This window comes from Pseudonocardia sp. SID8383 (genome assembly GCF_009864975.1).
In the GTDB taxonomy this organism is placed as follows: domain Bacteria; phylum Actinomycetota; class Actinomycetes; order Mycobacteriales; family Pseudonocardiaceae; genus Pseudonocardia; species Pseudonocardia alni.
Map to the genome: position 1 here is coordinate 1 of NZ_WWFY01000208.1, position 7,964 is coordinate 7,964.

At 74.5% G+C, this 7,964-nt stretch carries 9 protein-coding genes; 5 read left to right on the plus strand and 4 right to left on the minus strand.

The genetic code is table 11. The annotated features are described in order from the left end of the window. The 3 genes from GTW08_RS05020 to GTW08_RS05030 form a co-directional block, all read right to left on the minus strand. Window positions 1–847, minus strand: an 847-nt coding sequence (locus tag GTW08_RS05020; protein ID WP_161151477.1) for an FAD binding domain-containing protein, incomplete at its 3' end; no start/stop codon positions are given. Beyond that, complete coding sequence (locus GTW08_RS05025; RefSeq protein ID WP_073577374.1) at window positions 844–1,392, minus strand: 2Fe-2S iron-sulfur cluster-binding protein; 549 nt, start codon at window positions 1,390–1,392, stop codon at window positions 844–846. The genes GTW08_RS05020 and GTW08_RS05025, both read right to left, overlap by 4 nt. Before the next feature lie 78 nt (window positions 1,393–1,470). Further along, on the minus strand, window positions 1,471–2,037 hold the full coding sequence (locus tag GTW08_RS05030) for a TetR/AcrR family transcriptional regulator (RefSeq protein ID WP_073577373.1): 567 nt from the start codon (window positions 2,035–2,037) through the stop codon (window positions 1,471–1,473). A gap of 118 nt (window positions 2,038–2,155) precedes the next feature. Between GTW08_RS05030 and GTW08_RS05035 the strand changes: the two genes are divergently transcribed. Both GTW08_RS05035 and GTW08_RS05040 read left to right on the plus strand, forming a co-directional pair. Continuing rightward, entirely contained in the window at window positions 2,156–2,992 is an 837-nt protein-coding gene (locus GTW08_RS05035; RefSeq protein WP_073577470.1) for an LLM class flavin-dependent oxidoreductase, read from the plus strand. A 30-nt stretch (window positions 2,993–3,022) separates the two neighbouring features. Continuing rightward, entirely contained in the window at window positions 3,023–4,276 is a 1,254-nt protein-coding gene (locus GTW08_RS05040) for an FAD-dependent monooxygenase (protein WP_161151478.1), read from the plus strand. On the opposite strand, the gene GTW08_RS05045 is transcribed toward GTW08_RS05040, so the two are convergent. Beyond that, window positions 4,228–4,683: a MarR family winged helix-turn-helix transcriptional regulator gene (locus GTW08_RS05045; protein ID WP_161151479.1), complete on the minus strand. Its 456-nt coding sequence runs from the start codon at window positions 4,681–4,683 to the stop codon at window positions 4,228–4,230. The genes GTW08_RS05040 and GTW08_RS05045 overlap by 49 nt on opposite strands. 284 nt (window positions 4,684–4,967) lie before the next feature. On the opposite strand from GTW08_RS05045, the gene GTW08_RS05050 reads away from it, so the two are divergent. The 3 genes from GTW08_RS05050 to GTW08_RS05060 form a co-directional block, all read left to right on the plus strand. Then, a complete protein-coding gene (locus GTW08_RS05050; protein WP_073577370.1) occupies window positions 4,968–5,636 on the plus strand; it encodes an ABC transporter ATP-binding protein in 669 nt (222 codons plus the stop codon). Next, window positions 5,633–6,853: an ABC transporter permease gene (locus tag GTW08_RS05055; protein WP_161151480.1), complete on the plus strand. Its 1,221-nt coding sequence runs from the start codon at window positions 5,633–5,635 to the stop codon at window positions 6,851–6,853. The genes GTW08_RS05050 and GTW08_RS05055 overlap by 4 nt, the downstream gene beginning before the upstream one ends. Window positions 6,854–6,884: 31 nt before the next feature. Beyond that, window positions 6,885–7,964 (plus strand): biotin/lipoyl-binding protein (locus GTW08_RS05060; protein ID WP_161151481.1); only part of this gene is annotated, 1,080 nt, incomplete at its 3' end.

Genomic DNA, 7,964 nt, shown 5'->3' on the forward strand with positions numbered 1-7,964 from the left:
CGAGCAGCGCCTGCTCGGCGCGGCGCGCCCGCCACGGCCGGTGCGCGACCCCGCCGAGGGCGATCCGCACGTCGCGGACGGTGCCGTCGTCGGCGACGTCGAGGGCCGCGGCGACCGACACCAGCGCGAACGCGTACGAGGCGCGGTCGCGGACCTTGCGGTAGGTGGAGTGCGCGGCGACCGGCAGCGCGGGCAGCTCGACCGAGGTGATCAGCTCCCCGTGCTCCAGCACGGTGTCGCGGCCCGGGTCGTCGCCGGGCAGCCGGTGCAGCTCGGTGGCGGCGACGGTGCGCTCCCCGTCCGGGCCGAGGACGTGCACGCGGGCGTCGAACGCGGCCAGCGCGACCGCCATGTCCGACGGGTGGGTCGCGATGCAGCCGCCCTCGGGTGCGCCGAGGACCGCGTGATGGCGGGCCCAGCCGTGCTGTGCGGAGCAACTCTGCCCGGGGTCACGCTTGGTGCAGGGCGCGGTGAGGTCGGCGAAGTAGGAGCAGCGGGTGCGCTGCAGCAGGTTCCCGCCGGTCGTCGCCATGTTGCGCAGCTGCCCCGAGGCCCCGGCGAGCAGCGCCGCGGACAGTGCCGGGTAGTGGTGCCTGACCCGCGGGTCCACGGCGACGTCGGTGTTGCGGGCGCCCGCGCCGATGGACAGGCCGCCGTCGGCGGTCGGGGTGATCCCGGTGGGCAGCAGGCCGGTGACGTCGACGAGCGTGCCCGGCTCGACCAGGCCCAGCTTGAGGTGGTCGACGAGGTTGGTCCCACCGGCCAGGTAGGCGGCGGACGGGTCGGCGGAGACGACGGCGACCGCAGCCGCGGCGTCGCCGGGACGGGTGTAGGCGAACGGCTTCACCGCGACGCCCCCGTCCCGGTGCCCACGGCACCGACGGCGTCGACGATTCCGGAGTAGGCGGCGCAGCGGCACAGGTTCCCGGACAGCCGCTCGGCGATCTCGGCGCGGTCCAGCACGGCCGGCCCGTCGCCGGACAGGTCGGCGGTGACCGCGCTGGGGTGCCCGGCGCGGGCCTCGTCCAGCATCCCGGCGGCCGAGCAGATCTGGCCGGGGGTGCAGTAGCCGCACTGGTAGGCGTCGTGCGCGACGAAGGCCTCGGCGAGCGGGTGCAGGTCCGCACCGGTGCCGAGGCCGTCGGCGGTGGTGACCGCGGCGTCGTCGTGGGCGACGGCGAGCGAGAGGCAGGACAGCACGCGGCGGCCCGGCCCCTGTTCGCCGGGTGCGGCCAGCAGGACGGTGCACGCACCGCACTGGCCGTGGTCGCAGCCCTTCTTGGCGCTGGTCACGCCGAGCCGGTCACGCAGCGCGTCGAGGACGGTGGTCCGGGTGTCGACCGTCAGCTCGTGGCGACGGCCGTCGACGGTGAGGGAGATCGTGGAGTCCACGATGGTGCGCTCCTTCGGGAGACGGAGTGGAGAGCTCGAAACGGAGCCTCCTCCGGAAATATAGGAACGCTGTTCCGGTTACGCAACCCGGAGGCCCGCGAGGAAGAAGCCGACGGCGCGGCGGGCGTCGTAGGCGGAGTCGGCCTCGGCGCCGAAGCAGAGATTGCCGATCCCCCGCAGCACCTCGTAGGCGGTGACGTCGGACGGCAGCTGCCCGGCCTCCCGCGCCGCCCGGACGATCTCCTCCCCCGCCGGCAGGAGACGCTCCAGGAACAGTTCGTGCAGCGCGGCGGAGCGGCCGTCGTCGTGGACGAGCATCGCGACCAACCCGTGCTTGGTGACGAGCAGGTCGACGAACTCCCCGACCCAGGCCACGAGGGCGTCGAACGGCGTCGGACCGGCGTCCAGGCAGGTCCGTGCGGCCGCCGCACACCCCTCGACCTGGTGCCGGTAGACGGCGACGACCAGGTCGGGCCGGGTGGGGAAGTGCCGGTAGACCGTCCCCACGCCGACCCCTGCGCGGGCGGCGATCGCCCGGACCGGCGCGTCGACGCCCGCGGTCACGAACTCGGCCGCGGCGGCCTCGAGCAGGGCGGCACGACTCCGCCGGGCGTCGGACCGGACCGGTTCCCGCTGCACACCCACCGCACACTCCCTTGCTGACCGGAACACTGTTCCGTATCGTACTCGGAACATTGTTCCGTTTCATCGTCCGTCGTCGTCCCGCACAGGAGTCCCCGTGTCCCGAGCGTCCATCGGCATCATGACCGCCCAGATGCAGACCACCTACGACGACCTGCTGCGCGTCTGGCTGGAGGCCGACGAGCTGCCCGGCATCGAGCACGCCTGGCTGTTCGACCACCTCATGCCGATCGGCGGCGACCCGCTGGGGCCGGCCCTCGACGGCTGGACCACCCTGTCCGCGCTGGCCGCTCGGACCCGACGGCTGCGTCTGGGTCTGCTGGTCACCAGCAACCGGTTCCGCCCGCCCGCGGTGCTGGCCAAGATCGCGACGACGGTCGACGTCGTCTCCGGCGGACGGCTCGACCTGGGCATCGGCGTCGGGTCCCGCCCGGACCACCCGCTCGCCCGCCGCGAGTACGAGGCGCACGGCCTGCCCTTCGCCGCCACCGCCGACGCCGTCACCGCGCTCGACGAGGCCTGCACGGTGATCCGGCGGCTGTGGACCGAGACCGAGCCGTTCGACGTCGACGGCGAGCAGGTGCGGCTCACCGGCGCGTTCGGCAGCCCGAAGCCGGTGCAGGCCCACCCGCCGATCGTGATCGGCGGACGGGCCAGGGCGACGCTGCGGATCGCGGCCCGGCACGCCGACGTCTGGAACATCCCCGGCGGCGACCTCGACGACGCCGTCGCCCGCAGCGCGCTGCTCGACGAACTGTGCGCCGACATCGACCGGGACCCGGCGGAGATCACCCGGTCGATCCACCTGGGCGTCTCCTACGACGACCCGGCGGACGCCCGCGAGCGGGTGTCCGCCGCCGTCGGCGCGGGCTTCGGGCACGTGGTCCTGGGCCTGCCCGCCCCGTTCCCGCAGGGTGCCGCCCGCTGGGTGGCCGACGAGATCGTCGCGCAGGTTTAGCCGACCAGATAGTTCGGTCATCTAACTACCATGGCCTCCTCCCGGCACGCCCTCATCTCCGGCGCCGGCATCGCCGGCTCCGCGCTCGCCCTGCGCCTGGCCGCGTACGGCTGGCGGACGACCGTCCTGGAGCGCGCGCCGCGGCAGCGCGACGAGGGGCACAACATCGACGTCCGTGGCACCGCCCGTGAGGTCCTGCGCCGGATGGGCCTGGAGGACGCCGTGCGGGCCGCCGGCACCCGCGAGGTCGGCTTCCGCGTGATCGGCGACGACGGGCGCCCGGTCGCCGAGATCCCGATGGACCCGACCGGGTCGGCCGACGGTCCGACCGCCGAGCTGGAGATCCTGCGCGGCGAGCTGGCCCGGGTGCTGATCGGGGCCGCGCCGGGGTCCACGGCGTTCCGGTTCGGCACCCGGATCACCGGCGTCGAGGACCGGGGCGCCGGCGACGGCCCGGCCCGGGTCGCCCTCGACGACGGCACCACGGTCACCGCCGACCTCGTCGTGGTCGCCGAGGGGCTGCGGTCGCGCACCCGCGACCTGGTGTTCGACGACGTCACCGTCCGCGAGACCGGCCTGTACGGCGCCTACCTGACGATCCCCCGTACCGCCGACGACGACGCCTGGTGGAACTGGTTCCACGAGACCGGCTCGCGCGGGGTGCACCTGCGCCCGGACAACCTGGGCACCACCCGCGCCATGCTGACCTTCCTGTCCGGGGTGCGCGGCCTGGAGACCCTCGGCGACGCCGACGTCCGCACCGTCCTGCAGCGGACCTTCGCCGACGCGGGCTGGGTCGCCCCGCGGATCCTGCGCGAGCTCGGCGACGGGCCGGACGGCGCCCCGATGTACTTCGACGCCGTCGGGCAGGTCACGGCCCCGCGCTGGAGCTCGGGACGGGTGGTACTGCTCGGCGACGCCGCGTACTGCCCGTCGCCGCTGGGCGGCGGGGGCACGAGCCTGGCCCTGATCGGTGCCTACGTACTGGCCGGGGAGCTGGCCTCCCGCCCCGGCGACACCGCGGGTGCGCTACACCGCTACGAGGAGCTGCTGAGGCCCGCGACCGAGCAGGCGCAGAAACTGCCGCCGCTGACGCTGGCCAACCCGCGGACCCGGGCCGGGATCCGGACGCTGCGCACCGCGTTCCGGGCCGTCGCGAGCCCGGTCGGGAAGCGGGTGACCGGGCTGCTCGGGGCCACCCCGACCGGCGCGGTCGACGCGTTCCGGCTCCCGGACTACCCGGCGCCGAGCTCGTCGAGCGTGGCGACGACCGCGCGCAGGTAGCGCTCGACGACCTCGCCCTCGTCGGCGGAGAGGCGGCGGGCGACGTCGTCGAGGGCCCGGACGGCCGGCTCCCACTGCGCGAGCCGCGCGCGGAAGGACTCCTCCCGCGAGCGCACGGTGACCCGGCGGCGGTCGTGCGGGTCGGGGACACGCTCGAGGTGGCCGGCCGCCTCGAGCCGGTCGATCAGCGCGGTGGTCGAGGCCGGCCGCAGGTCCAGCCGCCGGGCCAGCTCGGTCGGCCCGAGCGAGTCGTGCACGTCGAGCAGCCGCAACGCCCACAGGTCGGTCGGGTGCAGCCCCGCCCGCCGGGCCTGCCTGCCGGTGAACTCGTGGGTCGCCCGGTTCACCGCCTCCAGCGCGAGGGTCGGGCCGGCCAGCCCCTCCAGCAGGTGTCGTCGCTCGCCCATGCGGCCTCCCGGCGTCGGTCCACGGCACCGTAGCCGGACGGGCCCGGCCGCAGCCGCGGCAGGACCGGTCACGAGGTGGTCACGAATTCGCGACGCCGTTTCGGGGACACCTCCCCGCTCTCGACCGTCGAATGGGAATGAATCCGCATCAACTGATCGACGACCCGCAGGTGACGGCCCTGCGCAACCTTCCACCCGATCGGGTGACGCCATATTTCTGCGCACCATTCCCGACGGCGACCCGACGATTTCCCGGAACCGCCCCGTGCGTAATCTCCGGAATCGTGATCGAGCTGGAGGGGGTCTCCAAGGTCTACCGGACCGGAGCCCTCGAGCTGCGCGCACTCGACGCCGTGGACCTGCACGTCGACGACGGCGACCTCGTCGCGATCATGGGCCCCTCCGGCTCGGGCAAGTCCACGATGATGAACATCCTCGGCTGCCTCGACGTGCCGAGCTCCGGCGCCTACCGGCTCGACGGCATCGACGTCGGCCGGATGTCGGACAACAGGCTCGCCGACGTCCGGCTGCAGAAGATCGGTTTCGTCTTCCAGTCGTTCAACCTGCTGCCGCGCACCTCGGCGCTGGCCAACGTGGAGCTGCCGCTGGTCTACGCCGGCGGGCGCGACCGCCGGGGCCGGGCGCGGCGCGCGCTGGAACGGGTCGGGCTCGGCGACCGCGGCGACCACCGGCCCAACGAGCTCTCCGGCGGCCAGCAGCAGCGCGTCGCGGTGGCCCGTGCCCTGGTCACCGACCCCTCGATGATCCTGGCCGACGAGCCGACGGGGAACCTCGACACCGCCTCGACCACCGACGTCATGAACCTGTTCGTGGAGCTGAACGAGAGCGGCCGCACCGTCGTGCTGATCACCCACGAGCCCGAGGTCGCAGAGTTCGCCAAGCGCGTGGTGACCCTGCGCGACGGCCGGATCGTGGGTGACGAGCGCCGATGACGATCTGGGAGTCCGCGCGGATCGCGGTACGGGGCCTGCGGGCCGGGCCGCTGCGGTCGCTGCTGACGATGCTCGGGATCATCATCGGGGTCGCCGCGGTGATCGTGCTGGTCGCCTTCGGCAACGGTCTGCAGCGCTTCGTCGCCGACGCGTTCGGCCCGCTCGCCAACCAGATCCAGATCACCCCGGACCGCGGTGGCATCAGCGGCAGCGGCACGCCGCGCGACCTCACCGACGCCGACGTCCGCGCCCTGCGGGACCGGGCCTCCGCGCCCGCGGTCGCCTCGGTCAGCCCGACGGTGACCGGCTCGGCGCAGCTGCAGCTGGCCGGTGGCGGGAGCGTCCGCAGCGGCGTGACCGGCGCCGACGCCGACTACCTCGACATCACCAACCGGGAGCTGGTCGTCGGGTCGTTCTTCGACGACCGGCAGGCCACGACCCGGGCGAAGGTCGTCGTGCTCGGCCCCAACCCGGTGGCGACGCTGTTCGGCGGCCGGGCCGGCGACGCGCTCGGCTCGGAGGTGCGGATCGGCCGCACCTCGTTCCGGGTGATCGGCGTGCTCGCCGCCAACGGCCAGCAGGACGACATCGCCGTCATGCCGCTGGGCGCCGCACGCGCCTACCTGACCGGTGGCGGCGACGTCGTCGACCAGATCACCGTGCGCGCTGTGTCCACCGACGCGGTGCCGCAGGCGGTCGAGCAGGTCACGACGGTCCTCGACGACCGGCACCGCATCGACGACCCGCAGGACCGCGACTACACCGTCACCGCGCTGCAGAGCCTGCTCGACCAGTCCTCGCAGGTCCTGAGCTTCGTGACGATCTTCGTCGCGGCGGTCGCGGGCATCTCGCTGCTGGTCGGGAGCATCGGCGTCGCCAACATCATGCTGGTCACGGTGACCGAGCGGACCCGCGAGATCGGCATCCGCAAGGCCATCGGCGCGCGCCGCCGCGCGATCCTGCAGCAGTTCCTCATCGAGGCGATGGTCCTCACCGGCATCGGCGGGGTCATCGGGATCCTGGTCGGCGTCGGTGTGTCCGTGCTGGCCGGGATCGTCCTACCCCGCCTCGTACCCGACTTCCCCGCCCCGACGGTGTCGGCCGGATCGGTGGTGCTCGCCTTCGGGGTGAGCCTGCTGATCGGGCTGCTCGCGGGCGGTTTCCCCGCCAACCGGGCCGCGCGGATGCGGCCCATCGACGCCCTGCGGCACCAGTGACAGCGCCCGCGACAGCACCGAGGAGCACTTCATGACCCGACTGCGGCTCGCGGGCAGCCTGCTGCTCGCCGGACTCGTCGGCCTCACGGCCTGCACCGGAGGGGACCAGCCGCCGCCGACGGCCGTCGTCGACCGGGGTGTGGTCTCCACCGGGGTGTCGGCGTCGGGGTCGCTGGTGTCGATCACCCAGCAGAACCTCGGGTTCACCGACGGCGGCCGGGTCACCGAGCTGCTCGTGGAGGTCGGCGAGACCGTCGCCGCCGGGCAGCCGCTCGCCCGGCTCGACGACGCCGAGGCCCTGTCCCAGGTCGCCGCCGCGCAGGCGGGGCTGGACCAGCAGCAGGCGTCGCTGGGCAAGCTGACCGGCGCGAACACCGTCGAGGCCGCGCAGGCGTCGCTGGCCTCGGCCGAGTCGGTACTGGCCGCGACCCGCGACCAGGTCGGGGCGCAGAACGCGGCGAACGACACCGCCGTCGAGCGGGCGAGGGTCCAGCTCGCCTTCGACCGCAAGCAGCTCGCCGCGGCCCAGGAGAAGCTGGAGACCGACCGGCGGGCCTGCAAGCGCTCCGGCGGCAGCACCGCGTCCGCGACCCCGGAGCCCACCGCCGACCCGTCCGGCGGCGGGCTGCTCGGCGGTCTGTCCGGCGGGTCCGGCACCTCGGGCGGGTCCGGCCTCGGCGCGGCGACGACCGACCCGAACTGCACCGCCGTCGCCACCGACGAGCAGGCCGTGACGACGGCGAAGGGCCAGGTCATCACCTCGCAGACGGCGCTGGCGCAGGCCGAGGGCACCCGGGACACCGGCGCCGCCTCCGGCCGGGTCTCGATCGCGAACGCCGAGAGTGCGGTGTCCGACGCCCGCTCGCAGCTCACCGGGGCGAACAACGACGCACCTGCCGACGTCGCGGTGCAGGACGCCGTGGTCGCCGACGCCCGCAACACCCTCGCCGACGCCCAGCGCGCCCTCGACGACACCCTGCTGCGCGCCCCGGTCGCCGGCACCGTGTCCGCGATCAACGGCGCGGTCGGTGACGTCGTGCCCGCCGCGAGCGCCGCGACCGCGCTCGCCCCCGGCACCGACGCCCGGATCCCGCAGGCCGTCGGGTCGGCG